Source organism: Halocalculus aciditolerans (genome assembly GCF_014647475.1).
GTDB lineage: Archaea > Halobacteriota > Halobacteria > Halobacteriales > Halobacteriaceae > Halocalculus > Halocalculus aciditolerans.
In genome coordinates this window covers 43,484-68,695 of the sequence record NZ_BMPG01000007.1, presented here as the reverse complement: position 1 = coordinate 68,695, position 25,212 = coordinate 43,484, and the positions used below count along the sequence as shown (strand labels likewise).

Annotated in this window: 27 protein-coding genes; 23 read left to right on the top strand and 4 right to left on the bottom strand. The window is 73.0% G+C overall.

Annotation, left to right across the window (positions count from 1 at the left end):
- Positions 1–162 precede the first annotated feature (162 nt).
- The 5 genes from pyk to IEY26_RS16605 all read left to right on the top strand — a co-directional run bounded on the left by pyk (position 163) and on the right by IEY26_RS16605 (position 5,084).
- The gene (gene pyk / locus IEY26_RS16625) at positions 163–1,902 is read left to right on the top strand and encodes a pyruvate kinase (RefSeq protein ID WP_188980928.1); all 1,740 of its coding nucleotides are present in this window, start codon (positions 163–165) and stop codon (positions 1,900–1,902) included.
- 30 nt (positions 1,903–1,932) lie between these two features.
- A complete protein-coding gene (locus IEY26_RS16620) occupies positions 1,933–2,097 on the top strand; it encodes a DUF7312 domain-containing protein (protein WP_188980932.1) in 165 nt (54 codons plus the stop codon).
- A 133-nt stretch (positions 2,098–2,230) separates the two neighbouring features.
- Positions 2,231–2,782, top strand: coding sequence for an NfeD family protein (locus tag IEY26_RS16615; protein WP_188980926.1), 552 nt, complete (start codon positions 2,231–2,233; stop codon positions 2,780–2,782).
- A gap of 392 nt (positions 2,783–3,174) precedes the next feature.
- Positions 3,175–4,392 carry an SPFH domain-containing protein gene (locus IEY26_RS16610; RefSeq protein WP_188980924.1) on the top strand — a complete coding sequence of 406 codons (1,218 nt, stop codon included), beginning with the start codon at positions 3,175–3,177 and terminating at the stop codon, positions 4,390–4,392.
- A gap of 86 nt (positions 4,393–4,478) precedes the next feature.
- The gene (locus IEY26_RS16605) at positions 4,479–5,084 is read left to right on the top strand and encodes a winged helix-turn-helix transcriptional regulator (protein WP_188980922.1); all 606 of its coding nucleotides are present in this window, start codon (positions 4,479–4,481) and stop codon (positions 5,082–5,084) included.
- A gap of 15 nt (positions 5,085–5,099) precedes the next feature.
- Here IEY26_RS16605 and IEY26_RS16600 read toward each other — a convergent pair whose 3' ends face one another.
- The gene (locus IEY26_RS16600) at positions 5,100–5,354 is read right to left on the bottom strand and encodes a DUF7123 family protein (RefSeq protein ID WP_188980920.1); all 255 of its coding nucleotides are present in this window, start codon (positions 5,352–5,354) and stop codon (positions 5,100–5,102) included.
- A 264-nt stretch (positions 5,355–5,618) separates the two neighbouring features.
- Here IEY26_RS16600 and IEY26_RS16595 point away from each other — a divergent pair, with 264 nt between their 5' ends.
- Positions 5,619–7,463, top strand: coding sequence for a flippase-like domain-containing protein (locus tag IEY26_RS16595; RefSeq protein ID WP_188980918.1), 1,845 nt, complete (start codon positions 5,619–5,621; stop codon positions 7,461–7,463).
- 3 nt (positions 7,464–7,466) lie between these two features.
- Here the strand turns inward: IEY26_RS16595 and IEY26_RS16590 are convergent, their stop codons facing one another.
- Entirely contained in the window at positions 7,467–7,997 is a 531-nt protein-coding gene (locus IEY26_RS16590) for a DUF84 family protein (protein ID WP_188980916.1), read from the bottom strand.
- A gap of 111 nt (positions 7,998–8,108) precedes the next feature.
- Here IEY26_RS16590 and IEY26_RS16585 point away from each other — a divergent pair, with 111 nt between their 5' ends.
- From IEY26_RS16585 to IEY26_RS16575, 3 genes are all read left to right on the top strand, one after another.
- Positions 8,109–9,071, top strand: a complete 963-nt coding sequence (locus tag IEY26_RS16585; protein ID WP_188980914.1) for a transcription initiation factor IIB — start codon at positions 8,109–8,111, stop codon at positions 9,069–9,071.
- Between the two features lie 71 nt (positions 9,072–9,142).
- Positions 9,143–9,511: a hypothetical protein gene (locus tag IEY26_RS16580; RefSeq protein WP_188980912.1), complete on the top strand. Its 369-nt coding sequence runs from the start codon at positions 9,143–9,145 to the stop codon at positions 9,509–9,511.
- A 31-nt stretch (positions 9,512–9,542) separates the two neighbouring features.
- Complete coding sequence (locus IEY26_RS16575; RefSeq protein WP_188980910.1) at positions 9,543–10,241, top strand: type I 3-dehydroquinate dehydratase; 699 nt, start codon at positions 9,543–9,545, stop codon at positions 10,239–10,241.
- Here IEY26_RS16575 and IEY26_RS16570 read toward each other — a convergent pair.
- Positions 10,238–11,317, bottom strand: a complete 1,080-nt coding sequence (locus tag IEY26_RS16570; protein ID WP_188980908.1) for a tubulin/FtsZ family protein — start codon at positions 11,315–11,317, stop codon at positions 10,238–10,240. The genes IEY26_RS16575 and IEY26_RS16570 overlap by 4 nt on opposite strands.
- A gap of 108 nt (positions 11,318–11,425) precedes the next feature.
- Here IEY26_RS16570 and IEY26_RS16565 point away from each other — a divergent pair, with 108 nt between their 5' ends.
- Genes IEY26_RS16565 through IEY26_RS16520 form a run of 10 tightly spaced genes read left to right on the top strand, consistent with a single transcriptional unit; the run spans position 11,426 to position 21,396 of the window.
- A complete protein-coding gene (locus tag IEY26_RS16565; protein ID WP_188980906.1) occupies positions 11,426–11,956 on the top strand; it encodes a DUF7310 family coiled-coil domain-containing protein in 531 nt (176 codons plus the stop codon).
- Positions 11,953–12,426 (top strand): DUF7311 family protein, encoded by a 474-nt coding sequence (locus IEY26_RS16560; RefSeq protein ID WP_188980904.1) that lies wholly within the window; start codon positions 11,953–11,955, stop codon positions 12,424–12,426. The genes IEY26_RS16565 and IEY26_RS16560 overlap by 4 nt, the downstream gene beginning before the upstream one ends.
- A 22-nt stretch (positions 12,427–12,448) precedes the next feature.
- A complete protein-coding gene (locus IEY26_RS16555; protein WP_188980901.1) occupies positions 12,449–14,245 on the top strand; it encodes an ATPase, T2SS/T4P/T4SS family in 1,797 nt (598 codons plus the stop codon).
- Positions 14,242–15,948: a hypothetical protein gene (locus tag IEY26_RS16550; RefSeq protein WP_188980899.1), complete on the top strand. Its 1,707-nt coding sequence runs from the start codon at positions 14,242–14,244 to the stop codon at positions 15,946–15,948. The genes IEY26_RS16555 and IEY26_RS16550 overlap by 4 nt, the downstream gene beginning before the upstream one ends.
- Positions 15,949–15,982: 34 nt before the next feature.
- Positions 15,983–16,453 (top strand): DUF7283 family protein, encoded by a 471-nt coding sequence (locus IEY26_RS16545; RefSeq protein ID WP_188980897.1) that lies wholly within the window; start codon positions 15,983–15,985, stop codon positions 16,451–16,453.
- Positions 16,434–16,811, top strand: coding sequence for a DUF7285 family protein (locus IEY26_RS16540; RefSeq protein ID WP_188980895.1), 378 nt, complete (start codon positions 16,434–16,436; stop codon positions 16,809–16,811). The genes IEY26_RS16545 and IEY26_RS16540 overlap by 20 nt, the downstream gene beginning before the upstream one ends.
- Complete coding sequence (locus IEY26_RS16535; RefSeq protein ID WP_188980893.1) at positions 16,802–17,236, top strand: DUF7284 family protein; 435 nt, start codon at positions 16,802–16,804, stop codon at positions 17,234–17,236. Before IEY26_RS16540 ends, IEY26_RS16535 begins: the two co-directional genes overlap by 10 nt.
- Positions 17,233–20,046 (top strand): DUF7286 family protein, encoded by a 2,814-nt coding sequence (locus IEY26_RS16530; protein WP_188980891.1) that lies wholly within the window; start codon positions 17,233–17,235, stop codon positions 20,044–20,046. Before IEY26_RS16535 ends, IEY26_RS16530 begins: the two co-directional genes overlap by 4 nt.
- A gap of 34 nt (positions 20,047–20,080) precedes the next feature.
- On the top strand, positions 20,081–20,509 hold the full coding sequence (locus IEY26_RS16525) for a DUF5791 family protein (protein WP_188980888.1): 429 nt from the start codon (positions 20,081–20,083) through the stop codon (positions 20,507–20,509).
- 5 nt (positions 20,510–20,514) lie between these two features.
- Complete coding sequence (locus IEY26_RS16520; RefSeq protein ID WP_188980886.1) at positions 20,515–21,396, top strand: SDR family oxidoreductase; 882 nt, start codon at positions 20,515–20,517, stop codon at positions 21,394–21,396.
- Here the strand turns inward: IEY26_RS16520 and IEY26_RS16515 are convergent.
- Entirely contained in the window at positions 21,388–21,558 is a 171-nt protein-coding gene (locus tag IEY26_RS16515) for an HVO_0758 family zinc finger protein (protein WP_188980884.1), read from the bottom strand. The two genes, IEY26_RS16520 and IEY26_RS16515, sit on opposite strands and share 9 nt — an antisense overlap.
- An 86-nt stretch (positions 21,559–21,644) precedes the next feature.
- Here IEY26_RS16515 and IEY26_RS16510 point away from each other — a divergent pair, with 86 nt between their 5' ends.
- From IEY26_RS16510 to IEY26_RS16495, 4 genes are read left to right on the top strand one after another with little or no spacing between them, the layout of a single operon-like run.
- Positions 21,645–22,856: an MFS transporter gene (locus IEY26_RS16510; protein WP_188980882.1), complete on the top strand. Its 1,212-nt coding sequence runs from the start codon at positions 21,645–21,647 to the stop codon at positions 22,854–22,856.
- A gap of 39 nt (positions 22,857–22,895) precedes the next feature.
- A complete protein-coding gene (locus IEY26_RS16505) occupies positions 22,896–23,996 on the top strand; it encodes a glycosyltransferase family protein (RefSeq protein WP_188980879.1) in 1,101 nt (366 codons plus the stop codon).
- Positions 23,997–24,053: 57 nt separating this feature from the next.
- Positions 24,054–24,518: a DUF7109 family protein gene (locus tag IEY26_RS16500; protein WP_188980877.1), complete on the top strand. Its 465-nt coding sequence runs from the start codon at positions 24,054–24,056 to the stop codon at positions 24,516–24,518.
- Positions 24,519–24,572: 54 nt separating this feature from the next.
- Positions 24,573–25,175, top strand: a complete 603-nt coding sequence (locus tag IEY26_RS16495; protein WP_188980875.1) for an NUDIX hydrolase — start codon at positions 24,573–24,575, stop codon at positions 25,173–25,175.
- The last annotated feature ends 37 nt before the right edge of the window (positions 25,176–25,212 follow it).

Below are 25,212 nucleotides of genomic sequence, written 5' to 3'. Positions count from 1 at the left end.
CTCCTCCCTGCGGTCGTCGTTCCGAACCGCGTCGTCGTTCCGAACCGCGTCGTCGTTCCGAACCGCGTCGTCGTTCCGAACCGCGTCGTCGTTCCGAACCGCGTCGTCGTTCCGAACCGCTTCCCCCCGTCTTTTTCCTTCCCCGAGTAAACCGTCCGAGTAATGAGGAACGCGAAAATCGTCTGTACGCTCGGACCGGCGTCGGCGGACCGCACGACGGTCCGTGCGCTCGCCGACGCGGGGATGTCCGTCGCGCGACTGAACGCGAGTCACGGGTCGCGCGAGGACCGCCGCGAGATCATCGAGACCGTGCGACGCGTCGACGAGGCGACGGACGACCCGGTCGCCGTGATGATGGACCTCCAGGGGCCGGAGGTCCGCACCGCGGAGATTCCCGAGCCGATCCACCTCGAAACCGGGAGCACCGTGGAGTTCACGCCCGGCGAGGACGCGACCCCGTCGCGCGTCGGGCTCTCGGCGGCCATCGCGGCGGTCGAGCCCGGAGACCGCGTGCTGCTCGACGACGGCCGCATCGAGACGGTCGTCGAGTCGGTCACGCGGAACACCGTGGTCGCGCGCGTGGAGTCCGGCGGCGAGCTCGGGTCGCGGAAGGGCGTGAACGTCCCGGGCGTCCCGCTCGACCTCGACGTCGTGACGGAGAAAGACGAGAAGGACCTCGAACTCGCCGCCGAGGCGGGCGTGGACTTCGTCGCGGCGTCGTTCGTCCGGGACGCCGACGACGTCCTCGAAGTGTCGCGGACGCTGGAGTCCGCCGGCGCGGACATCCCCATCATCTCGAAGATCGAGCGCGCGGGCGCGGTCGACAACCTCGAGGAGATCGTCGACGCGTCCTACGGCGTGATGGTGGCGCGCGGCGACCTCGGCGTCGAACTCCCGATGGAGGACGTGCCGATGATTCAGAAACGCATCATCCGGCGGTGCCGGGAGACGGGGACGCCGGTCATCACGGCGACGGAGATGCTGGACTCGATGGTGCGCTCGCGGCGGCCGACGCGCGCCGAAGCGAGCGACGTCGCGAACGCCGTGCTCGACGGGACGGACGGCGTGATGCTCTCCGCGGAGACCGCCGTCGGCGACCACCCGGTGCGAGTCGTGGAGACCATGGACCGCATCGTTCGCGAGGCCGAGTCGAGCGACGAGTACGCGGAACTCCTCGAACAGCGCGTCCCGAACGCCGACGACGGGCGGACGGACGCGCTCGCGCGCTCCGCGCGCTACCTCGCGCGGGACGTGGACGCCGCCGCGGTCGTCGTCGCCTCCGAATCCGGGTTCACCGCGCGGAAAGTCGCGAAGTTCCGACCCGGCGTCCCCGTCGTCGCCGCGACGCCGCGCGACCGCGTGCGCCGCCAGCTCGTCCTCTCCTGCGGCGTCACGCCCGAGTACGCGCCGTACACGGACGCGGGCGCGGACGCCATCATCGACGGCTCCGTCGGCGCGGCCATCGACGCCAACGTCGTCGAGTCCGGCGACACCGTCGTCGTCCTCTCCGGGATGATGACCGAACTGGAGGGCACCGACACCGCGAACATGCTCAAAGTCCACGTCGCCGCGGAGACGCTCGCCGTCGGCCGCGCCGTCGTCTCCGGGCGCGCCGCCGGCCCCGTCGTCCACCTCGACGACGGCGACCTCTCCGCCGTCGAACCCGGGAGCGTCGCCGTCCTCTCCGCGGACTTCGACGACGAGTTCACCGGCGACCTCTCGACGCTCGCCGGCATCGTCTCCGCCGACCCCGGCCTCACCGGCTACCCCGCGATGGTCGCCCGCGAACTCGACGTCCCGATGGTCTCCGACGCCGAACTCCCCGACGTCGCGGACGGCGACGTCGTCACCATCGACGGCGAACGCGGCATCGTCTACGCCGGCCGCATCGGCGGTCGCTGAACTTAACCCCCCACCGCTGTAAGCACGCGTATGCCTGACACTGGCGACGAGCCCGTAACCGTCCGCCGCGTCGCCGGCGGGAACGACCCCGACGAAACCATCGAGCCCGGCGACGTCGACCCCGAGCACGCCGTGTTCTTCGCTCTCGGCGTCCTCCTCGGCGTCGCCGTCATCGCCACGCTCCTCCTCGGTTGACCCGCCTCTGAGCGCCTCTGCCCGTTTTCGCCTGTTTCCACCCGCTTCGACTCCCTCTCGCCCGCCAGCGGTCCGTCGGTTCGACGCTCGCCGTCGGGCAACGGTTTTCCCGGCGGCCCGCGAAGGCCCGCTGATGGAGCTTACCCTGCTCGAAGTCACCCTGTTCGGACTCTCGCTCCCGTTCCTGCTCGTCGTCGCCGGCGTGACGCTCTGCGTCATGGAGGCGTTCGCGCCCGGCGCGCACTTCATCGTCGTCGGCGTCGCCCTCCTCGTCGCCGGCCTCGTCGGCCTCTACGTCCCCGCGGCCTCCTCGCCGTGGGCGCTCGCCGCCATCGTGCTCTTCGTCGGCGCGGCGACCCTCTACGGCTACCGCCGCTACTCCGTCATCGGCGGCGGCGAAGCGAGCAAGACCGAGGGGTCCGCCGGCCTCGTCGGCAAGCGAGGCTACGCGCTCGAACCGATCACCGACCGCGACGGCCGCGTCGAACTCGACAGCGCCGGCTTCGACTCCACCTACGCCGCTCGCTCGACCACCGGCGAAATCCCCGAAGGCACCCGTATCGTCGTCACCGACCCCGGCGGCGGGAACGTGATCACCGTCGAAGCAGTCGATGAGCCGGTTCGGAACGACGACGCGGTTCGGAACGACGACGCGGTTCGGAACGACGACCGCAGGGAGGAGTGAGAACCGCGGAAAAGCGAGCGGGAGCGAAGCGACACGCGAGCAGAGCGCAGGGAGGAGTGAGAACCGCGTAGAAGCGAACGGGGAGCAACGCGACCCGTGAGCAGACCGCAGGGAGGAGTGAGAACCGCGTAGAAGCGAACGGCGACCAGCGGGAGCCGTGAGCCGGCGCGACCGAACGACTCGCGAGTCACCCGGACGGTTTGTGGAACGGTCCGTGTTTCGGTTGATTCGTACGAGAACGCCGTGAGCGAGCGGGTGGGCGAGTGTGCTCGGAGCGATTCTTCCGCGTGAGCCGTCGGCGTCGCGGGGTCGGGTGGTGAGTCGGTGGCTGCGGGCGGGTGGTGACTGGTCGCCACCTGTACATTTATGGTGTGGGTCCGACGAGTTACGGTATGCCACTCCCACTGCAGCTCCTCGGGGGGAGCGTGGTCTTCACCGTCGTGGCCCTCCTGTTGCTCGTGCTCGTCATCGTCACCGTCTATCAGATGGTGGCGATCGTGGACGCGTACGAGAAGCAGGCGCTCACGGTGTTCGGTGAGTACCGCGGTCTCCTCGAACCGGGTATCAACTTCGTGCCGCCGTTCGTCTCGCGGACGTACACGTTCGATATGCGGACGCAGACCATCGACGTGCCGCGGCAGGAAGCGATCACGCGCGACAACTCGCCGGTGACGGCGGACGCCGTCGTCTACATCCGCGTGATGGACGCGAAGCGCGCGTTCCTCGAAGTCGACAACTACGAGCGCGCGGTGTCGAACCTCGCGCAGACGACGCTCCGCGCGGTCATCGGCGACATGGAGCTCGACGACACGCTGAACAAGCGTCAGGAGATCAACGCGCGGATCCGGAAGGAGCTGGACGAGCCGACGGACGAGTGGGGGATTCGCGTGGAGTCCGTCGAGGTGCGCGAGGTGAACCCGAGCCAGGACGTCCAGCAGGCGATGGAGCAACAGACGAGTGCGGAGCGGAAGCGCCGCGCGATGATTCTGGAAGCGCAGGGCGAGCGGCAGTCCGCAATCGAGCGGGCGAGCGGGGAGAAGCAGTCCGACATCATCCGCTCGCAGGGGTCGAAGCAGTCGCAGATCCTGGAAGCGCAGGGTGACGCCATCTCGACCGTGCTCCGCGCGCGGTCCGCGGAGTCGATGGGCGAGCGCGCGGTCATCGAGCGCGGGATGGAGTCCCTCGAACGCATGGGCGACTCGGAGTCGACGACGTTCGTCCTCCCGCAGGAGCTCACGAGCCTCGTGGGGCGGTACGGCAAACACCTCACGGGGAGCGACGTCGCCGACGGCCAGGCACCGTCGCTCGACAGCCTCGAGTTCGACGAGGAGACGCGTGAACTCCTCGGCCTCGACGACATCGACGAGATCCTGAATCAGATCGAGGAAGGCGCGGAGTTCGACCCGAAGGAGATCGAGGAAGCCGCCCAAGCGGTGAAATCCGGCGAGGACACGGGCGCGAAGTCCACCGAGGACGTGCTCTCGGAGATGGACGACGAGCTCGAAGCGCAGCTGAAGCAGTCCGAACCCGAATCCGCGATGGACGACACCGCCGAGTCGGACGCTGACGCGGGCGACGCGTCGGACGCCGACGAGTCGAGCAAATCGTAACCGCCGTCGCCGCTTTTGCCGTTCTTCGCGGTTTCCGATCGGGGAGCCGAAGGCTTTTGCCGGCAGAAGACCTATAACGGTCAAGAATGGGTGAGGGAATCGACGAGGAGAAGCGGTCGACGCTCCGGCGGTTCGCGGCCGTCGGCGCGGCCGCGCCGCTCGCGCGGTTCGCGGACCTGGACCGCGGCGAGAGCCAGGTTCGCGACGCGATGGCGGGCTATCTCTCGACGACGCCGGGCGCGCACTTCTCGAAGCTCCGCGACGACCTCCACCTCGGCACGGGCGAGGCCCAACACCACCTCCGGCACCTCCAGCAGTCGAACGCCGTCGAATCCCACAAGGACGGCGACTACCGGCGGTTCTTCCCCGCGGAGCGGTTCTCGGCGTTCGAGAAAGTCGCGCTCGGCTACCTCCGCCGGGACACCCCGCGGGGGATGGTGCTCGCGCTCCTCCGCGACCCCGACCTCTCGGGGCGCGACCTCGCCGCCGAACTCGGCGTCTCCGCCGCGACAGTGAGTAAGTACGCCGCAGAACTCGAAGCCGCCGGCCTCCTGGACCGAGAGGACGGCTACCGGCTCGAACGCCCGGAGACCCTCATCACGCTCGTCCTCCGCTACGCGGACTCTTTCGACGCCGACACGACGGACTTCGCCGCCGACGCCGCCGCCCTCATCAGCTACGACCCCAAATAACGCGTATTCGACGCGCTACGCGGTGACTTTCCACGTCGTCGACGACGAGTACCCCCACTTCTCCACGGTGATTCCGTACTCGCCCTCGGTGAGCTTCGTCATGTTCGTTCCGACCTCCTTCGCGGACATGCCGAGCTCCTCGCCGATGAGCCGGCTCTTGAAGTACGTCTTCGCCCCGGCCTGCTCCGCGAGGTAGTCGAGGATGCGGGCCTGCTTCGCCGACAGGGACTCCGACTCCGACGCCACGACGGCACTGGCACTCGCGCTCATACACCGACATTCACGCTCGCCGCATATGGGGGGTTTGGTACGACGAGTAAAACGCGGGATAGAAGCCTTCGGAAGCCCGTTAGCGGCATCTCTGGTGGTCCGGTGCTGGTTCGGGAGGCGGTTTGCGGTGGGTGTGGGCCCGCGCTTGGTACGAGTGGTTAACGCGCGTCGACGGCGACGGGTCGCGCTCGCGAGGCCACCGGACGTCTGGGGGTCGGGTCAGGGCAGAAGCTACTTAGGCGGAGATTGCCCTATACGGTGGTAATGAGTGATAGCGGCGTCGAGGTGAGTGTCGTCCTCCCGGCGTACAACGAGGAGGCGACCATCGAGAAGACGGTGCAGACGACGCTCTCGACGCTCGGCGAGTTCCTCCCTTCGAACGCGTTCGAGGTCATCGTGGCCGAGGACGGCTGCGACGACCGGACGCCCGAGATTGCGGACGAGCTCGCGGCCGCGGATTCGCGCGTGCGGCACTTCCACAGCGACGAGCGCCTCGGCCGCGGCGGCGCGCTGAACGCGGCGTTCGAGGCGGCGCACGGCGACGTGCTCGTCTACTTCGATACGGACCTCGCGACGGATATGCGGCATCTCGAAGCGCTCGTGGAGTCGGTTCGCTCCGGCGAGTGGGACGTGGCGACGGGCTCTCGGTGGATGTCGGAGAACGTCGCGGACCGACCGGCGAAGCGCGGCGTCCCCTCTCGTGGATTCAACTTCCTCACCCGGACGTTCCTCGGCTCCGACCTCCGGGACCACCAGTGCGGCTTCAAGGCCTTCAGTAAGGAGGCGTTCGCGGACCTGCGCCCGGCGGTCGAGGACGAACACTGGTTCTGGGACACGGAGATGCTCGTGCGCGCCCAGCGCCGCGGGTTTCGCGTTCGAGAGTTCCCGGTGGAGTGGACGCCGAAGGGCGACTCGAAGGTCGACCTCGTCCGGGACGTCTTCGGGATGGGGAGTCAGATTCTCCGGTGCTGGTGGGAGTTCAACGTCCAGCCGCACGCGAACCGGCGGACGGGCGCGGGCGTCGGCGTCCTCCTGACGCTCGTCGCCGTCGCGCTGATGTTCGTCTACCTCGACCCCTCCACGGTGCTCTCGCACATCGAGAACGCGGACCCGGCCCTCGTCGCCGCCGCGGCGGCCGTCTACGCGGTGTCGTGGCCGCTCCGCGGTGTTCGCTACCGCGACATCCTCTCCGAGCTCGGCTACCGCGAAGGGGTCGGCTTCCTCACGGGGGCGATATTCATCAGTCAGACCGGGAACCTCGTCTTCCCCGCCCGCGCCGGCGACGCCGTCCGCGCGTACGTCGTGAAAGCCCGGCGGAAAGTCCCGTACGCGTCCGGGTTCGCGTCGCTCGCGGTCGAGCGCGTCTTCGACCTCCTGACCATCACGCTGCTCGCGGGGAGCGTCCTCGTCGGCCTCGCCGCGCTCGCCCCGGAGACGATCACGCAGCTCACGGGCGCGCTCTTCGGGTCCACGGGGCCGCTCTCCGGCGACCAGCAGTCCTCCGCGCGCACCGCTGTCGTCGTCGCGAGCCTCGTCGGCGCGGCCGCCATCGCCGCCGTCGTCGCCATCGTCGCGTCCGCCCGAACGGACGGGAACTACATCCGCCGCGCGGTCTCGTGGACGAGCGACGACTCCTACGTCGACGTCGTCGCCGGCGTCCTCGAACGCTTCGTCGGCGACATCCAGACCGTCACGAGCGACGCCGGGTCGTTCGTGCGCGTCGGCGGCACGAGCGTCCTCATCTGGACGGTCGACGTCGTCACCGCCGTCCTCGTCTTCGAAGCCTTCGACCCGGCCATCTCGACTGCGAGCCTCCTCGCCGTCTCGTTCTTCGCGGTCAGCGTCGGGAACCTCGCGAAAGTCCTCCCCCTCTCTCCGGGCGGCATCGGCCTCTACGAGGGCGCGTTCACGCTGCTCGTCGTCGCGCTCACGCCCGTCCCCGCCGCGGCGGCGCTCGGCGTCGCCATCGTCGACCACGCCGTGAAGAACGCCGTCACCGTCGTCGGCGGCGTCGCCAGCATGCTCTCGCTCAACGTCTCCCTGACCAAGGCCGTCGAAGGGAGCGCGGAGGCGGAGGCGGAAGCGGACGTCGAGGCAGCGAGCGACTGAGCGCTAGTAGTACGCCGTGAGGTGCGGGCCGAGCGCGCCGGCGAGCGCCGCGCGCAGCGCGCTCTTCCGGTTCACGACGCCGGCGGTGAGGACGCCGGCCGCGCCCTCGTTTTCCGCGACGCCCGTCGTGTCGAGCACGTCGTCCATCACGGGGCCGAGTTCCGCGCCCGACTCGACGCGCGATGCGATGCTGTCCGGGAGCCGCAGTCGCGGGCCGCAGCCGGTCGTGACGCGCTCCCCGTCGGCGACGGCCGCCCACATCGTCAGCCAGAGGCCGTCTTGCGCCTCGACGCGGGTGACGCCGCCTTCGAGGCCGACGCCGTAGTCGTAGTCGCCCGCGTCGAGGGCCGCTGTCGCCCGGTTCTCCGCGCCTCGTACTGTTTCCGCCGTCCCCCGGGGTTGCTCGGGGACGCCCGAGGGGACGGGTTCGGCCTCGACGGCGGCGGGGACGCCGGCGCGCTCGAACGCCGCCACCGCCGCCGAGCGTTTCACCGGATTGCCACTTCCGACGGCGACGCGAACCGTCTCAGTCATACCGAGACGACGGCGGCCCAGTGCCTTGAGAACTCCGCTCACGCGACACCGCATTACGGAAGGTTGAAGTGAGTTTTGGGCTAACGTCGTGTCCACGACCTTTTCGCCACTATGACGAACGCACGATTCCGGTCACGGCAGCAAGAAGACGAGACGACGGACGAACAGAGCGAGAACGCAAACGAGTGCCCCGAGTGCGGCGGCCTCGTCGCCACCGACGACGAACACGGCGAGACCGTCTGCGTCGACTGCGGTCTCGTCGTCGAGGAAGACGGCATCGACCGCGGCCCCGAGTGGCGCGCCTTCGACTCCGCCGAGAAGGACAAGAAGTCCCGCGTCGGCGCGCCGACGACGAACACGATGCACGACAAGGGCCTCTCCACCAACATCGACTGGCGCGACAAGGACGCCTACGGCAACTCGCTCTCCTCGAACCAGCGCCAGAAGATGCAGCGCCTCCGGAAGTGGAACGAGCGCTTCCGCACCCGCGACGCCAAAGAACGCAACCTCAAGCAGGCGCTCGGCGAAGTCGACCGCATGGCGTCCGCGCTCGGCCTCCCCGACAACGTCCGCGAGATGGCCTCCGTCATCTACCGCCGCGCGCTCGAAGAAGACCTCCTCCCCGGTCGCTCCATCGAGGGCGTCTCCACCTCCTGTGTCTACGCCGCCGCCCGGCAGGCCGGCGTTCCCCGCAGCCTCGACGAAATCGCCGACGTCTCCCGCGTCGAGAAGGACGAGATCGCCCGCACCTACCGCTACGTCGTCCGCGAACTCTCCCTCGAGGTACGCCCCGCGGACCCCGAGAGCTACGTCCCTCGCTTCGCCTCCAGCCTCGGCCTCTCCGACGAAGCCGAACACCGCGCCCGCGACCTCCTCAAGACCGCGAAGGACAAAGGCGTCCACTCCGGTAAGAGCCCTGTCGGCCTCGCCGCAGCCGCCGTCTACGCCGCCGCTCTCCTCACCAACGAGAAGACCACGCAGGCCGCCGTCTCCGAGGTCGCCGACATCAGCGAAGTCACCATCCGCAACCGCTACCACGAACTCTTAGAGGCCGAGGACTCCATCCCGGTCTGACGCCGCGATCCGTTTCCGCCGTCGCTCGCGTTCCCGATACATTCTTGTTCGTACTTCGACAATCTCACGACGTGTCCCTCCACTCACTCCGCTCGCGGGCGGCCCTCGCGCTCGCCGGCGTCGTCGCCGGGATCGCCGCCGTCGTCGTCACGAGCGCTCTCGCGCCGGACCCCGCACCGACCGTCGCGATGCTCGCTGTGTTCTATCCGCCGCTCGACGCCGCGGCCCGCCCCGGCAGCGTCCCGGACGACCCGCGGCGCGCCGCGACCGTCGTCCTCACCGGCATCGCCGGCGGGCTGGTCGCGGGCGGCGTCGGAACGGCGGTCGTCCTCGCCGTCGGACTCACCGGGACGGTCGCCGTGGCGCTCGCGGCCGGCGCGGCGATGCTCGGCACCACCGCCGGCACCGGCGTCGGCGACGATGACCGCCCGAACCCGTAGCCTCTTACCCGCGCGGCCGACACGCTTCCGCATGACGCTCGACTTCGACGAGTTCACGCTCTGCGCGTCGACGGCCGACCTCGACGTCGAACCGGCGGCGCGCGACGCCGGCGCGGACGCCATCGAATTCCGCTTCGACCTCGCCGTCGACCCGCTCGCCGCGCTCGACGCCTACGACGGCGACCTCCCGATTCTCGCGACGAACCGGGTCGACTGGGAGGGCGGCGACGCCGCGGACGACGCCGCCCGCCTCGACGCGCTCGAAACCGCCGTCGAGCACGACGCCGTGGGCGCGGTCGACGTCGAACTGAACGCGCTCCTCGACGGCGACACGGCCGCCGACCACGACGCCGCACGCGTCGTCGACGCCGCCCGCGGGAACCACGCGTCCGTCGTCGTCTCCTACCACGACTTCGACCGCACGCCCTTCCGCCAGGACATGCGGGGGTTCCTCGGGAACGCCCTCGAACACGGCGACGTCGGGAAACTCGCCGTCACCGCCGAAGACCACACGGACGCCGTCGACCTCCTCACCGTCACGCACGAGTACGACTTGGAGGGCAAGTCCGTCGCGACGATGGCGATGGGCGAGGCCGGCCGGCACACGCGCGCCGTCGCGCCCGTCTACGGCTCGAAAATCGGTTACGCGCCCGTCGACCCCGCGGACGCGACCGCCGCCGGCCAGTACGACGTCGCGACGCTCCGACGCCTCGTCGACGACCTCCGTTAGAAGAGCCCGTCCAGCTCGTCGTTCTCGAACGCCGCCGCCGGGTCGGGCGCGTCCTCCGCGTCCGCCTCGGCGGCGTCCCGCGCGCGGTCCACGAACGACTGGATGTGGTCGTTTCGCGTGACGCCCGCGAGCAGGACGAGCACCGCGAGCTTCTCGCCGTCGAGCGGGAAGTCGCCGCCGCGTACCTCCATCGACCCGGTCTGCTCTTGCACCCACTGGCGAGCGCGCTCTACGCCCTTCCGCGACAGCCGGTCGGTGTCGCCCGCGACGACCACCAGCGCCGCGTCCGCGTCGACGACGTTCGGCACGCTCGTGCCCGTGAGAAGGGCTTTCCGCGCCGTCGACGTGATGACGTTCACGTTCTCTCCCGCGTCCGCCGCGGCCGGTGCGTCCGCGAACCCGAGCACCGCCAGCCCGCCCTTCCGGAGCGTGTTGATGACCTCGGAGGAGTCGACGACGGACTCGCCGACTCCCTGCACGGCCTCACCGGACGCCAGCAGGAGGCCGACGCGCTTCGCGACGCGCTCGTTGATGGCCGCGTAGGCGTCCCCGACGCTCTCACCCGCTTCCCGCCACGCGTCGTTGTCCACGAGGAGCACCGCGTCTGCCTCCCGCGACACCGTCTTCAGCGACCGCCCGGCGTTCGCCTGGTAGAGCGCCCCCTCGTCCTTCCCGGGGAGCACGCCGAGCACGTAGACCGGCGCGTCGTAGACGCGGGAGAGCTGGCGGGCGAGCACGGGCGCGCCGCCCGACCCCGTCCCCCCGCCCAGCCCTGCCGCCACGAAGATGGCTTCCGTGCTCGACCGGACGATCCCGTCGAGTTCGTCGAGCACCATCGGCGCGTCGGCCTGCATCACCGACGCGCCGAGCTCGTTGTCGCCGCCGACGCCGTTCCCCGCCACGCGCTCTTGCCCCACGAGCACTGTCGGGAGGTCGAGGCCTTCGAGGTCCTGTCGGGCCGTGTTCACCGCGAGCGCGCCCTCGACGGCGTCGAATCCCGTCCGGGAGTCGTACTCTGTGAGCGCCTGTGCGAGCTTTCCGCCCGCCTGCCCGACACCGACGACGGCTGCCTTCATACGCAGTTTGTCACGTTCTTGTCCCTTCAACGTTCGGGAGGCTTCAACGACGACTAGCCCACCGCCCCGTCCGAACGTTCACATAGTATCGCGCGGCCAGCCAACCGCGTGCCCGACACCGAAACGCTCGCCGCCCGCGTCCGCGCCCTCGAACGGCGCGCCACTGGCCACGACGCAGCCGCTGACGCCGCCGATACCGACGCTGACGCGCTGCTCGCGACATCCGGCCCTGACACCGGCGCGCTCGAAGCCCGCCTCGACGACGTCGAAGCCCGACTCGATAGACTCGACGCCGACCTCCAGGCGGTGCGCGGGTTCGCCGGCGAACTCGACACCGTCAACGACGCCGTCGAGCGCCGCGCCGACGCCGCCCTCGCCGCCGTCGACCGCCTCGAAGCCGACGCGGACCCGGTCCCGAACGGCGGCCCGGGCCCCGCGCGAACACCCCGCGGCTCACCGGACGACACACCCCAAAACCGCCCCGACGACGCGGCTCAAACCGGATCCGAGGATGCACTCGAACCCGGACGCGACGCCCTCGAACGTAGTGGGTTCGACCGCGGCGCGTTCGACCGTGACGCCGCTGAGTCACGCGCGAGCGCGCCCGGCCTCCTCGCGCGGCTCCGGGCGCGCCTGTGATCGTCCGAGTCGTCGTCGGCGTCGTGCTCGCCGCCGCGCTCCTGGCTGCCACGACGCCCGCGCTCGACGCCGCGCGCACCGACCGCGGCGCGCAGGTCGGCGCGACGGAGACGGCGCGACTCCTCGACGCCGTCGGAGCGCTCGTCGAGCGGAGCGACCCGACGCCGCCCGACGCCCCCGGCGCGGTCCGGCGTCTCGCCGTTCGTATCCCGCCCCCCTCGCTCACGTTCCCGCGCGTCTCGGTCTTCCTCGACCCGCCGCCAGCGGCCGACGTCGGCCGCGCGAACCGCTCGCGGGTCGGCTACCGCGTGAACGGCCGGACGCACGCGACGCGAACCCGACTCCCGCTCGCGACCGATGCCGCCGGCCGTCGACTCACCGTCGAGAGCGGCGAACGCGCCCGGCTCGCGCTCCGCTACGTCCGGTCGGCGAATCGGTCGATGGTCCGCGTCGCGCGAGACTCTAAGTAGGAGTACGCGGCGACCCACCCGCATGCTCGAACGACTCGGTGGACTCCGCGGGCGACCCGACGGCACTGCCGCCTGCGCCTGCGATGCCACGGTCGACGCCGGGACGCTCCGACTCGACGCCGCCGACTGCCCAGGCGACGGCCGCCTCGCCGACGCCCCGGCCTGCCGCGCCACCGCCGTCCGCGCGCTCCGCCGCGCCGACGCCGACCGCGTCGTCGTCCGCCGCCCCGGCGTCGACAGCCGCTACGACGCGGCGACCGCCGCGCTCCTCCTCGCCGCCGGCCGGTTCGCCGAACGCGCCGCCGTCCACGACGACCGCCTCGCCGACCGCGCCGCCACCGACCCCCTCTCCGCCGCCAGCGCCGCCGCCGGCCGCGCCGGCCCCGTCGCCCGCATCGCCGCCGAAACCGCACTCGCAGCCGTCGCCGACGCCCACCCCGGCTACGACGGGGTCCGGACGTTCGACGGCCCGACGCTCGCTCACGCCCGCCTCGACCCCGACCCGCCGGCCGACGCCCGCCTCCGCGACACCCGCGACACGGCCGGCGCGACCGTCCGCGTCTACGACGCCGACCCTCTCCCCGTCTACCACGTCACGCCCCGCGAAGCCGCCTTCGACGCCGACGACTACGCGACGCTCGACGCCGCCGCCGCCCGGCTCGCCGACGGCGCACTCGGCGGGGCGCGCGCCGCGACCGCCGCCGTCCGCCGCGTCGCCGGCCGCGACGACCCGACCGCCGACCTCGCCGCCGTCCTCCGGAAACACACCCGCGGGTTCGGCGTGCTCGACGACCTCTTCGCCGACTCCCGCGTGACGGACGTCTACGCCACCGCCCCCGCCGACGACACCCCGCTCCGCGTCGTCGTCGACGGCGAGACGATGACCACGAACGCCGTTCTCTCCGCCGCGGGCGCAGACGCCCTCGCCTCCCGCCTCCGCGCGACGAGCGGTCGCCCGCTCTCCGCCGCCAGCCCGACGCTCGACGCCACCGCGACCGGCGTCGGCACCCGCGACCGCGTCCGCGCCGCCGCCGTCACCGACCCCGTCAGCGACGGCCCCGCGTTCGCCGTCCGCGCCGCCGACAGCGACCCCTGGCGGCTCACCGCCCTCGTCGCCAACGGAACCGTCACCCCCGCCGCCGCGGGCTTTCTCTCCCTCGCCGTCGAGCGCGGCGCGGCCTGCCTCCTCGCCGGCCCCCGCGGCGCGGGGAAGACCACCCTCCTCGGCGCGCTCTGCTGGGAGCTCCCGCCGTCCACGCGCCTCGTCGCCATCGAGGACACGCCCGAACTCCCGCTCGCCGCGCTCCGCGACGCCGACCGCGACGCCCAGGGCCTCCGCGCCGACCCCGGCGGCGCGTTCACGCCCGCCGACGCCGTCCGCACCGCCCTCCGCCTCGGCGACGGCGCGCTCGCCGTCGGCGAAATCCGCGGCCAGGAAGCCCCCGCGCTCTTCGAGGCGATGCGCGTCGGCGCGCACGACGGCGCGGTCCTCGGCACCGTCCACGGCGAGGGCGCGGCGGAACTCCGCGGCCGCGTCGCCGACCTCGGCGTCACCCCGGCCGCGTTCGCCGCCACCGACCTCGTCGTCACGCTCGCCCCCACCCCCGACGGGCGACGCGTCACGACCATCGAGGAAGTCGCCGGCCCCGACGCCGCCGCCGAACTCTACACCCGCGGGCCGACCGGGCTCGCCGCGACGGGCCGCATCGACCGCGGGCAGAGCGCCGCCGTCGCCGCGCTCGCCGCACCCGACGAGACCTACGCCGACGTCCGCGCCGCCATCGACGCGCGCGCCGACCGCTTCCGGGAGGAAACGTGACTTCCCGTTCCTTCCGCCGGCTCGCGGCCGCCGTCCCGATCGACCCCGGCCGCGACCGCGAACTCGACGCGGCGCTCGCCCGCGTCGGCTGGGAGACCGGGAGTCGGACGCTCCGCTCGCTCGCCATCCTCGCGGCCGCAGCCACAGCGGTGCTCACCGTCGCCTGCGCCCCCCTCGCACCCCTCCTCGCCGCAGTCGTCTGCCTCCTCGGCGCGAGCGGGACAGCCGCCGTTCTCTGTGGGCCGCGCCTCCTCGCCGCTGCCGACCGAGCGCGCGCCGACGGTGACGGTCCCGGATTCGTCTGTCGCGCGACCCTCGGAATCGCCCTCCACGGCACGCTCGAAGCCGCCGTCGACACGGCGAGCGACGGCCCGCTCGGCCGCGAACTCACTCGCTGCGTCGCCGCCGCACACGGCGACCCCGTCGCGGGCTGGCGGGCCTTCCGCGAGCGCGTCGCCGACCGCTCCCCCGCCTTCGCCGGGTCGCTCGCACTCCTCGACGCCGCGACGGACGCGCCGCCCGCGGAACGCGACCGTCTCCTCGACGCCGCCGTCGCCGCCGCGCGCCGCGCCACCCGCGAACGCTTCGGCGACTACGCCGCCGCCCTCCACGGCCCCGTCTCGGGCGTCTACGCCTTCGGCGTCGTCCTCCCCCTCGCCCTCGTCGGCGTCCTCCCCGTCCTCCCCAGCGCCGGCGCGACCATTCCCCTCGGCGCGCTCGCTCTCTGCTACGACGTCGCGCTCCCGCTCGCGCTCGCCGCCGCCAGCGCGTGGCTCGTCGCCCGCCGCCCCCTCGCCCTCCCCGCCCCCGGCGTCCCCACCGACCACCCGGACGTCCCCGACTCTCCGGCAGGTCCGCTCGCGCTCGGTCTCGCCGCCGGCGTTGCCGGCTCGCTCGCCTGCCGGCTCGTCGTCCCCACCGCCGCCCCCGTCACCGGCGTCGGCCTCGCCCTCGGCATCGGCCTCCTCGCGTTCTCCCGGCCGCGCGAGGCGATACGCGACCGCTACGAACGCGTCGCCCGCGGCCTCCCCGCCGCGACCACCGCCGCCGCCACCCGACTCGTCGCCGGCGACCCGCCCGAGCGCGCCCTCACCGCCGCCGGCTCCGTCCCCGGCTCGACCGGCGACGTCTTCGCCGACGCCGCCACCCGTCGTCGCGCGCTCTCCCTCACACCCACCGACGCGGTCTCGGGGCCCTACGGCGCGCTCCCCACCGACGCGCTCCCCGGCGTGGCTCGCACCGTACGCCTCCTCGTCACCGCCGCCGACGCCGGCCCGCGCGGCGGCCGCGTGCTCCGCGACTACGCCGACGCCCGGCACGGCCTCCACGAACTCGCCGCCGACCTCCGCGCCGAACTCGGCCACACCACCGGTACGCTCCGCACCACCGGCCGCTTCTTCGCCCCCGGCATCGCCGGCGCAACCGTCGCGCTCGCCGGTCGCGTCCGCGGCCTCGGCCAGCCCGCCGGCACCCCGCTCGCCGCCGCCAGCGCGGGCGCACCCACCGAGACCTTCGCGGTCGGCACGCTCGCGCTCGTCGTCGGCGCGTACGTCCTCTGGCTCGCCGCCCTCCTCCCCGTGCTCGCCGCAGGCCTCGACGGCCCGCTCGACCGAACCGCGCTCGCCGGCGCAGCCGGCCGCGGCCTCCTCGCCGCCAGCGTCGTCTTCCCCGCGACGCTCTGCACCACCGGCCGCCTCGTCTGAACCTTTTTACCCGATACCGCGGCCATACGGGCGTATGCCGACGCTCGCCGCCGACACGCTCCCCGTCTGGGTCGCTCTCACCGCCGTCACGGCCGTCCTCCTCGCCGCGGCTCTCGCCGTTCCGACCGCCCCGCCGCCCGACGCCGCCGCGCTCGCCCGCGCCGTCGACGCCGTCGCCGCCAGCGACCATCCCACGCGTCGCACGCTCCCCGTCCGCGCCGACGCCGTCCGCCTCCACCCCGCCCGGCTCTCCCTCCGCTCCGACGGCGGCACCGCGACCGCCACCCTCCGCTACGGCCCCGTCGTCCCCGCGTCCGGCCGGCTCGCGGCCGTCCTCGCCGGTCGAGACGTTCGGGACGTCTTCGAGACGCCCGCCGCGTTCCGCGACGCCGTCGAGCGAGCGCTCGCCCGTGCTCGAACCCGCGCCGGCGGCTGGCTGACGACCGACCGCCTCCGCGTCCGCCACGTCACCTGGGGTGACGTCGATGCGACGCTCGTCGGATAGCGCGCAGACGGAGCCGCTCGCCGCGCTCGTCGCCGTCCTCGCCGTCGTCGCCGCGGTCGGCACGTACGCCACCGTCTACGGCCGCGCGCTCCCCGGACAGGCGACGGCGCAGCCGACGGCCACGCTCGACCACGTCGCGGACGAAATCACCGCGGGCGGCGTCGCCCGACCTGCGAAATTGGCGAACCTCGAACGCTCCGCGGGTCTCTCGCTGAACGTCACGCTCCGCGCGGCGACCCGCGCGTGGTCGGTCGGGCCGCGCCCGCCGAGAGATGCGCCGGCCGCCGCGCGTCCGCTCCCCGTTCGCACCGGCGGGCGGGTCGCGTTCGGCCGCCTCCGCGTGGTGGTGTGGACGTGAGCCGCGCCGTCAGCACGCCGCTCGACGCCGCCCTCGCCGTCCTCCTCGTCGCCGCTGCCATCGCCGTGCTCGTCGCCGCGCAGCCACCTAGTGACCCCGCGCCGTCGCCACACCGCGTCGCCGACGCCGTTCTTCCCGTGACGGCGAACGTCTCCTGCACCGGCCGCGCCGGCCGCGTCCGCGCGCCGCTCGGCGACCTCCTCGCCAGCGCCGCCGCCAACCGAACTCCGCCCGCGTGTGCGGCACGCGCCGCGGAGCGCGCGCTCGGGCTGGCGGTCCCGCGGGCGAACCTTACACTCGTCACGACCGGGCAGCGCGTACTCGCCGCCGGGCCGCCGCCGCACGGCGACCGTGTCCGCGCCGCCACCGCCGCCCTCCCCGGTGCGCCCGACGCGACCCTCGTCGTTCGGACGTGGTCGCCGTGACCGACGAACGCGGCCGCGTCCCGCTCGCCCTCGTCGGCGTCGCCCTGCTCGTCGCGAGCGCGGGCGTCGCCAGCCACGTCTCCCTCGCCGCGCCACAGGCCACGACGCCGGACACCGACGCTGCCGCCCGCGAAGCCACCGTGCTCGCGCGCCTCGCCGTCGCCGACGGCGCGACCCGCGCGGCGCGAGCGGCGGCCGCACACCCGGTCGTCGCGCCCGCCGGCCCCTACGGCGACGCCCTCCGCGCCGACCACGCCTTCCGGGACGCCCTCCGCCTCCGGACCTACGCGGCCGTCCGGCGCGCGCTCGCGAACACGACCACGCGCCGCGGCGACGTGACGGCGACCGTCGCCCTCCCCGGCATCGACTCGCCCGCGGACGCCGAACGCGCCATCGGCCGCGTCCACCTCGCCGAGCGCGCCGACGGCGGGACGAACGTCACCGTCACCGGCCTCCGACTCACGCTTCGCCGCGACGGACGCGTCGTCTCCCGTGAAACTACCGCCGTGACCGTCGCCGTCGCCACGCCCGTGCTCGGTCTCCACGACCGCGTCGCCGACTACGCGGCGCGACTCGACGCCGGCCCGCTCGACGGCCCCGGCCTCGGTCGCCGCCTCACCGCCCGCGCCACCGTCGTCGCGTGGGGCCGCGGCTGGGCGCAGTACGGCGGCGCGCCCGTCGCGAACGTCCTCGCCACCCGCCACGTCGCTGTCACGACGAACGCCGCCGTTCTCGGCGTCCAGCGTGAGACACTCGGCCGCGCCGACGCCCGCGCGACCACTCGGTATCGCCGAGCCGCCGTCGAAACCGGCGTGCAGGACCTCCTCGGCCCGAGCGCTGGCGCTGTCGGCGGCGCGCCCGCCTCACCCGGCCTACCCGGCGACGCCGCCGGCACGCTCCTTGGCGAGAAGAAGGCGGTTTCCGTCGACGTGAACGCGACCGCCGACCGCGCGTTTCTCGCCCTCGACGAGGACCTCGACGGCGTCTTCCGCGACACCTACCGCGGCCGCATCCGCGTCGAAACCGCGGCGACGACACTCAGTACCCGTCGCGTAAACGCCACCGCCGCGCGCGCCGGGGTTACGGCCGCAGAGCGCGGCCCCGCGGTTGCCACGCCCGGGGGCTTCGTGCGCCTCGCGACACGCCACCGACGCGTCCGGACCGTCCGCCGAGTCGGGAACGCGTCGCTCGCGACGACCAGCCTCGTGACCGTCGCCGTCGTCGGCCGCGCCGCACCCGACGGCCGCGCGCCGGATCGAGCGCTCGTCGACCAGCCTACCGGTCTGCTCCGCGACGCGTCGAACGCCGTCGTCCGTGCGCGCGGCGGCGTCGACACGCTCGCCCGCCGCGCCGCCGACGGCGGCGCGAGCACGACCGCCGCGACCGTTCCCCTCAGCGTCCCCGAGAACGCCCGAAAAGTGGCTGTTCGGAACGTCACGCGCCTCCACGACCGCCTCACCCGGGCGCTCTCCACGACTCTCTCCCCCGGGGCGGGACTCGACGCGAATCCGCGCCGTCGGCTCGCCGACCGACTCGCCGAGCAACGAGCCGCGCTCGTCGACGCGCCGGCGCGGTATCGCTCGCTCGACGCGCGCGCCGCGACCGCCGCCCGCGCCGCCTACCTCGACGCGGTCGTCGAGCGTCTCCGCGGCGAAACCGGCGGGTTCGACGCCGTGCGCCGCGTCGTCGCTGCTCACGCCGACCAGCCGCTCGCCGCCGCGACCGCCCGACCGGAGCGAACCGCGAACGCCTCTGCCGGGGACTCCCCAGTGCTCTCCGTTCGAGGGACGCCGTCGTACCTCTCGACGAGCCGCGTCGACGGCCGCTACCCGCTCGCCACGCGGAACACGAATCTCTTCACCGTCCCCTACGCGGACGCCGGGGACGCGGTCGCCGACGCCGTCGTTCCCGACCCGCCCGCGGACGCGTCGCTCGCCTCCGCCGTCACCACGCTCCGCGCGCTCGACGGCGTCCGCGGTAACGCGACGCTGCGCGAGCGGCGCGCCGCGCTCCGCTCCGACGTCGCCGCCGCGACCGACCGACTGCGGCCGCCGCTCGTCGACGCGCTCGCGCGCCGAACAACCCTCACCGAGGACGCTCGTCGGGCGGCCGTCGACGCCGCGTTCGCCCGGTACGATGGCCCAGCCGTGACGGCGACCGCCGCGGTGAACGGCTCGCTCGCGTCCACGGTCGCGCGTGAGGCCGCGGCGCGCGGCGCGGACGCTCCGGGGCTCCGCATCGCGCTCCGCGTGGCGCTCCGCGAGGCGCGGCGGACGCGCGGCCGCGTGCCCGGCGGCCGCGTCACCGACGCGCGACGGAGCGCGCAGACCGCTCTCAGTGCAGTCACCGCGGAGGGCGCGAACCGCATCGGCGACGCGGCGAAGCGGGAAGCCGCCCACCGCGTCGCCGACGCCGGCGAGCGCGTGCTCGGCGAGAAACTCGACGACGCCGCGGCGCGCCGCGCCGCCAAGCAGCGGCTCGCACAACTGCCCGCCGGCCTCCCCATCGCGCCCGTTCCCGGCTACTGGTACGCGACCGCGAACGCCTGGGTGGTCTCCGCCCGCGGCGGCTACGAGCGCGTCGCCGTCACCGCCCGCACGCACACGCCCGGGAACGACTCGCTCACCTACGTTCGGCAGAACGAGACCGTGCGCGTCGACGTGGACGGCGACGGCGCGCGAGAGGTCGTCGGCCGGAACGAGGAGGTCACGTTCTCGGTCTCGACCGTCGTCGTCGTGGTCGTCCCGCCCGGGCCGCGCGGCGTCGGCGACACCGACGGGAACGCCGACGAACGCTCGACCGGCTGGTGAAAGGCCCTTTTACTTCCGCCGCCTACGCCCGGGTATGTTCACCGACCAGATTGACGCGGACGCGGCGTCGCCCGCGGACGTCCGCGCCCAGTACGAAGCGACGCTGGAGACGGTACTCGACGACGTCGGCGTCGACGCCGCGGCCGCCGAGACCGGCATCGACGCGGACCGACTCGACGCCATCCGCGCGGGCGAGTCGGCGGGTATCACGGTCACGGAGGCCGCCGAAATCCTCGCGCTCACCGACGACTGGCCTGACGCCGAAACCCTCAAACTCGAAGTCCAGGACCACGTGATGTTGGAGATGAGCTCCGCCATCGTCGACGTCGAGTCGCTCGCCGCCGCCATCGACGACGACCTCGACGCGAAGGAAGTCCAACAGCGCGTCGAAGGCCGCCACCCGATGACGATCGGCGAGTACGCGCGCATCACTCACCACCTCGCCGCGGAGAACCCCTGGTAGCGCCGATGCGCGTCGCCATCCTCGGCTGTGGCTACGTCGGCATCGAACTCGCCCGCCAGCTCGACGCCGCCGGCCACCACCCGGTCGGCGTGCGCCGGTCGGACGACGGCATCGAGACGCTCGAAACCCACGGCATCGACGCGGTGCAGGCGGACGTGACGGACGCCGACTCGCTCGCGCGCGTGCCGGACGTCGACGCGCTCGTCTTCATCGCGAGCTCCGGCGGCCGCGACGCCGCGGCGGCCCGCGAGGTCTACGTCGACGGCCTCCGCACCGCCGTCGACGCGTTCGCCGCGCGCGACGACGCCCCCGACCGCCTCGTCTACACCTCCAGTACGGGCGTCTACGGCGACCACGGCGGCGACTGGGTGGACGAGTCCACGCCGCTGGAGCCGACGACGGAGAAGACGCGCGTCCTCACGGAGGCGGAGGACGTCGCGCGCTCCGCCGCCGAATACGGCATGACGCCCACGGTCGTTCGGTTCGCGGGCCTCTACGGCCCCGACCGCTACCGGCTCGACCGCTACCTCGACGGCCCCGTCACCGAGGGCTACCTGAACATGATTCACCGCGATGACGCCGCCGGCGTCGTCCGCTTCGCGCTCGACGAACCCGGCGACGACACCCTCCTCGCGGTCGACGACGAACCGGTCTCGAAGTGGGAGTTCGCCGACTGGCTCGCCGACCAGTGCGACCGCCAGCGCCCGCCGAAACGAACGAAAGAAGAACGCCTCGACGACGGCGACCTCTCCGAGGCCGCGTGTCGCCGCGTCACCACGAGCAAACGCTGCTCGAACCACCGCCTCCACGAGCGCGGCTACGACTTCCAGTATCCGACGTTCCGCGAGGGCTATCGCGCCGCCGTCGACGCGCGCCGGTCAGCCTAACTGCCGCCACTCCAGTCCGCACTCCGGGCAGACGCGCACCGAGTAGACTTCGTCCGGCATCGCCTTCGTCTTCAACTGCTCGCCGCAGTCCGAACACACCAGCCGGTCGTAGGTGTCCTTCTCCAGCGCGCCGCCTCGCAGCCCCTTCTGGACAGAGTCCATGACGCGGCCTACGCAGAGTGGACGTAAAACGCTCGTGGCGGTGTCGAACCGAGAGGCTGAAGGCCGACGCCGTCCGACTCGCGGTCGTGTCTCAGTCCACCGAGAGCGACGACCGCCGACTCCGCGTGTTCGGGTCGCTCTGCGGTGTCGTCTTCCTCGTGAACTTCGGCCGCATCACCTTCGCACCGCTCCTCGACACCTTCGAAACGGCGTTCGGCGTGAACGCCGCGACCGTCGGCGTCATCGCGTCGCTCGCGTGGCTCGGCAGCGCCCTCCCGCGCCTCCCGACCGGCTACCTCCTCACGCGCTTCGACCGCCACCACGTCATCATCGCGGACGGCGTCTTCCTCGCCGCCGCGAGCGCCGGCACCGCGATGGCGGGGAGCGTCACTGCCGTCGCCGTCGGCGCGTTCCTCGTCGGCGTCGCCTCCGGCGTCTACTTCATCGCCGGCAACCCGCTCGTGAGCGAGCTCTTCCCGGACCGCGTCGGCCGCGTCATCGGCATCCACGGCACCGCGAGCCAGTCCGCCGCCGTCGTCGCCCCGCTCGCCGTCGGCGTCGTCCTCGGCGTCGGCGACTGGCGACTCGTCTTCTGGCTGCTCGCCGCCGCCGCCCTCCTCGGCACTGCCGCGCTCGCGGTCTCCTCGCGCGCCGCCGTCGCCGCCGACCGCATGCCCGCCGCCGGCCGCGGCGACCGCGACTTCCTCGGCGCGACCCGCCGCCGCCTCCCGCTCGTCCTCACCGGCATCCTCGTCATGAGCGTCGCCGGCATCGTCTGGAACGGCTTCTTCAACTTCTACGTCTCCTACGTCACTGACGCCCGCGTCGTCGACGCCGCCACCGCCCGCACCCTTCTCACCGTGATGTTCGCCGCCGGCATCCCCGCGTTCTGGTTCGCCGGCCGCCTCGCCGACCGCCTCTCCTACATCGTCCTCCTCGTCGGCGTCCCCGCCGCCTTCGCCGGCTCGCTCTTCGCTTTCACCTACGCCCGCGGCCTCTACGCCGTCGTCGCCGCCACCGTCGTCGTCGGCTACGCCATCCACCACATCTTCCCGACCGTCGACACCTTCCTCCTCGACTCCCTGCCGGACGCCGACCGCGCGAGCGCCTACGCCGCCTACTCCGCCGTCACGATGCTCTTCCAGGCCGGCGGCGGCGTCCTCGTCGGCGGCCTCCGCACCGCCGGGTTCTCCTACGACGGCATCTTCCGCGTCGCCGCCGTCGCCGTCGCCGTCGTCGCCCTCACCGTCCTCCTCGCGCACCGCGGCGGCGTCCTCCCGACCGCGTCTCACGAGTAACCGGCGTGTTTTTTCGGCGCGCACGCCCTCGCCACGCGTATGGATTACACGCAGGAGCGCGTGACGACGCTCCACGACTTCGGGCGCGCGAACCCCGACGCCCCGGTCGCCGACGCCGCCGTCGTCGTCCCCATGACGGAGCGCGAGTACACCGCGCTCGCCACCGAAGCCGTCCTCTCCGAACTCGAAACGCTCCAGCCGAAACGCGTCGTCGTCCCGCTCCGCGCGTCCCCGGAACGCGCCCCGGCGTTCGCCGACTGGCTCGACGGCTTCGACCTCCCGCTCGACGTCCTCTGGTGTACGGGGCCGCGGCTCGCCGACCGCCTCGCCGACGCCGGCCTCGACGGCGAGAGCGGGAAGGGCCGCGACATCTGGCTCGCGCTCGGCCACGCCGCCGACCGCGCGGACTTCGTCGCCGTCCACGACGCCGACACCACTACCTACGAAGCCCGCGACGTCCGCAAACTCCTCTTCCCGCTCACGCGCGGGCACGACTTCGCGAAAGGCTACTACGCCCGCGTGGAGAACGACCGGCTCTACGGCCGGCTCTGTCGGCTCTTCTACGAACCGCTCGTCGCCGCGCTCGGCGACGTCACGGACGCGCCCGTCGTCGACTACCTCGACGCGTTCCGGTACGCGCTCGCCGGCGAATGCGCGCTCACCGCCGACCTCGCGCGACGCGTCCGCGTCCGGCGGCGCTGGGGGCTCGAAGTCGGCGTGCTCGCGGAGGCCTACCGCGTCGCCGGCAGCGACGCCGCGGCGCAGGTCGACCTCGGCCGCTACGAACACGACCACCGCGCCGTCTCCGGCCCCTCCGGCCTCACGGACATGAGCGACGGCGTCGGCGCGGCCGTCCTCCACGCCGTCGAAGCGGACGGCGCGACCGTCGACTACGACGAACTCACCGCCGCCTACCGCGACGCCGCCGAGCGCCACGTCCGCGCGTACGCCGCCGACGCCGCCTTCAACGACTTCGCGCACGACGAACACGGCGAACGCGAGCAGGTGGCCGCGTACGCCGACGCCATCGCCCCGCCCGGCGCGGACACCCGCCTCCCCGCGTGGGCGGACGCCGACCTCGACCCCGCCGCGGTCGTCGCCGCCGCCCGCGACGACCTCGCCGCCGCCCGCGACCGGTAGAGAGAGTCTCGCACGGCAGGCAGTAGACTCATAGGCGAGAAGCCGGTTCGAGGGAGTATGCAGCGAACGCACGACGAGCTCGCGGGCATCGTCGACCTCTTCGGCGGCCTGACGCGCGACGAGCTCACCGAGGCGCTCGTGGAACTCGCGTTCCGCGACGGCCGCGACCTCGACGAAGCCGCCGTCGAGGACGCCGTCGACGCCGCCACCGCGGACTACCGCCTCCTCGAAGTCCCGCACGACGGCGACGTCCTCGTCGCGCCCGGCCCCGCCGCCTTTCCAACTGTTCCCGACGACGCCGACGACCTCCCGCACATCCTCGACATCGACCGCCGCGACGTCACGGAACCCGAGAAGGCCGCCGCGCTCCGCTCCCGCCTCGAAACCGACGTCGCCGCGCTCGGCCCCGGCGACGACGACCGCGCCGAAACCCTTCTCGACGTCACCTACGACGCCGAAGTCTGGATCGACGCGACCCTCGAACCCTACCGCGACCGCATCCACGCCCGCCTCGACGCCTAACCATCACGGACCTTCAGCCGACAGTATAAGTCCGTGGCCGGCGTCACCCCTCGTATGAACCTCGCGGCCGTCGCCCGCCACGAGCCCGTCCGGGCCGCCGACCCGGAGCGCGAATCGGCCGTGCTCGTCCCCGTCGTCGAGCGCGACGGCGACCCGCACCTCCTGTTCACGAAACGCGCCAGCCACCTCTCCGAACACCCCGGCCAGATGAGCTTCCCCGGGGGCGGCCGCGAGCCGAGCGACGACTCCCTCGAAGCCACCGCGCTCCGCGAATGCGACGAGGAAATCGGCCTCCACTCCGAGGAGGTCGAAGTCGTCGGCCGCCTCGACGACATCGAGACGACGACCGGCTACGCCATCTCGCCGTTCGTCGGCCGCGTCCCCGACCGCGCGTACACGCCCGACGAGCGCGAAGTCGCTGAGGTCGCGGTGCTCGCGCTCGACGACCTCCTCGACCCCGCGAACTACGAGGCCGAACGCCGCGACCACCCCGAATACGGCCCCATCCTCGTCCACTTCTTCCACGTCGACGGCTACACCGTCTGGGGGGCGACCGGCCGCATCCTCACCGACTTCCTCGACCTCGCGCTCGACTGGCAGCCGCCGGCCGGCCCCGAGTACGTCATCGACCCCGACGCCTCCCCGGAGCGCGGTTGACGCGAGCGACGCCCTTTTGCCCCCGGACGGAGTACCA

Excerpts from the sequence above, each read along its gene's own strand:
- IEY26_RS16605 (WP_188980922.1), top strand. The coding sequence starts at position 4,479 with ATGGGTGAGGGAATCGACGAGGAGAAGCGGTCGACGCTCCGGCGGTTC.
- IEY26_RS16505 (WP_188980879.1), top strand. The coding sequence starts at position 22,896 with ATGGATTACACGCAGGAGCGCGTGACGACGCTCCACGACTTCGGGCGC.
- IEY26_RS16610 (WP_188980924.1), top strand. The coding sequence starts at position 3,175 with ATGCCACTCCCACTGCAGCTCCTCGGGGGGAGCGTGGTCTTCACCGTC.
- IEY26_RS16515 (WP_188980884.1), bottom strand. The coding sequence starts at position 21,558 with ATGGACTCTGTCCAGAAGGGGCTGCGAGGCGGCGCGCTGGAGAAGGAC.
- IEY26_RS16615 (WP_188980926.1), top strand. The coding sequence starts at position 2,231 with ATGGAGCTTACCCTGCTCGAAGTCACCCTGTTCGGACTCTCGCTCCCG.
- IEY26_RS16540 (WP_188980895.1), top strand. The coding sequence starts at position 16,434 with ATGCGACGCTCGTCGGATAGCGCGCAGACGGAGCCGCTCGCCGCGCTC.
- IEY26_RS16620 (WP_188980932.1), top strand. The coding sequence starts at position 1,933 with ATGCCTGACACTGGCGACGAGCCCGTAACCGTCCGCCGCGTCGCCGGC.
- IEY26_RS16500 (WP_188980877.1), top strand. The coding sequence starts at position 24,054 with ATGCAGCGAACGCACGACGAGCTCGCGGGCATCGTCGACCTCTTCGGC.
- IEY26_RS16585 (WP_188980914.1), top strand. The coding sequence starts at position 8,109 with ATGACGAACGCACGATTCCGGTCACGGCAGCAAGAAGACGAGACGACG.
- IEY26_RS16590 (WP_188980916.1), bottom strand. The coding sequence starts at position 7,997 with ATGACTGAGACGGTTCGCGTCGCCGTCGGAAGTGGCAATCCGGTGAAA.
- IEY26_RS16595 (WP_188980918.1), top strand. The coding sequence starts at position 5,619 with ATGAGTGATAGCGGCGTCGAGGTGAGTGTCGTCCTCCCGGCGTACAAC.
- IEY26_RS16575 (WP_188980910.1), top strand. The coding sequence starts at position 9,543 with ATGACGCTCGACTTCGACGAGTTCACGCTCTGCGCGTCGACGGCCGAC.
- IEY26_RS16525 (WP_188980888.1), top strand. The coding sequence starts at position 20,081 with ATGTTCACCGACCAGATTGACGCGGACGCGGCGTCGCCCGCGGACGTC.
- IEY26_RS16555 (WP_188980901.1), top strand. The coding sequence starts at position 12,449 with ATGCTCGAACGACTCGGTGGACTCCGCGGGCGACCCGACGGCACTGCC.
- pyk (WP_188980928.1), top strand. The coding sequence starts at position 163 with ATGAGGAACGCGAAAATCGTCTGTACGCTCGGACCGGCGTCGGCGGAC.
- IEY26_RS16600 (WP_188980920.1), bottom strand. The coding sequence starts at position 5,354 with ATGAGCGCGAGTGCCAGTGCCGTCGTGGCGTCGGAGTCGGAGTCCCTG.
- IEY26_RS16545 (WP_188980897.1), top strand. The coding sequence starts at position 15,983 with ATGCCGACGCTCGCCGCCGACACGCTCCCCGTCTGGGTCGCTCTCACC.
- IEY26_RS16495 (WP_188980875.1), top strand. The coding sequence starts at position 24,573 with ATGAACCTCGCGGCCGTCGCCCGCCACGAGCCCGTCCGGGCCGCCGAC.
- IEY26_RS16520 (WP_188980886.1), top strand. The coding sequence starts at position 20,515 with ATGCGCGTCGCCATCCTCGGCTGTGGCTACGTCGGCATCGAACTCGCC.
- IEY26_RS16570 (WP_188980908.1), bottom strand. The coding sequence starts at position 11,317 with ATGAAGGCAGCCGTCGTCGGTGTCGGGCAGGCGGGCGGAAAGCTCGCA.